This window comes from Bacillus sp. EKM202B (assembly GCF_011066025.1).
Classification (GTDB): domain Bacteria; phylum Bacillota; class Bacilli; order Bacillales; family Bacillaceae_G; genus Bacillus_A; species Bacillus_A toyonensis.
Window position 1 is genome coordinate 1 of the sequence record NZ_JAAMNK010000099.1, and the last position, 548, is coordinate 548.

The following is a 548-nucleotide window of genomic DNA, read 5'->3' on the forward strand; positions in this document are numbered from 1 at the left end:
AGAAATGAAAACAACAGATAAAGATGGTGTTGTGAAATTCGAAAACGTAGTGCCAGGAAAATACACGTTAGAGGAAATGAAAGCGCCAGAAGGTTATAAGGCGCTGGAAGTGACAGTAGAAGTAAACATCGTAGCAAATGAATTAGTAAAACAAGAAGTATTGAATGAAAAAGTGAAAGAAAAAATAACAGGTCAAGTAGAAATTACAAAGGTAGATGCGAATGATACAAATAAAATATTAGCAGGCGCAGTTTTTGAAATTTTGAAAGACGGAACGAAAATAGACAAATTAACAACAGATAAAAATGGTAAAGCAATTTCCAAGAAACTTGAACCAGGAGATTACATTTTAAAAGAAGTACAGGCTCCAGAAGGATACACTTTATCTAATAAGGAAGTTAAGTTTACGATTTCTAATCAAAAAATTGAAGTTATAAAACTTCAAATTACAAATCAAAAAGAGCCAGGTGGAGGAACAGAAACACCAGGTGGAGGAACAGAAACACCAGGTGGAGGAACAGAAACACCAGGTGGAGGAACAGAAACAC

1 protein-coding gene is annotated in these 548 nt (G+C 34.7%); it reads left to right on the top strand.

Annotation, left to right across the window (positions count from 1 at the left end):
- Positions 1 to 548, top strand: a 548-nt coding sequence (locus G9F74_RS29480) for an MSCRAMM family protein (protein ID WP_260408316.1), incomplete at both ends; no start/stop codon positions are given.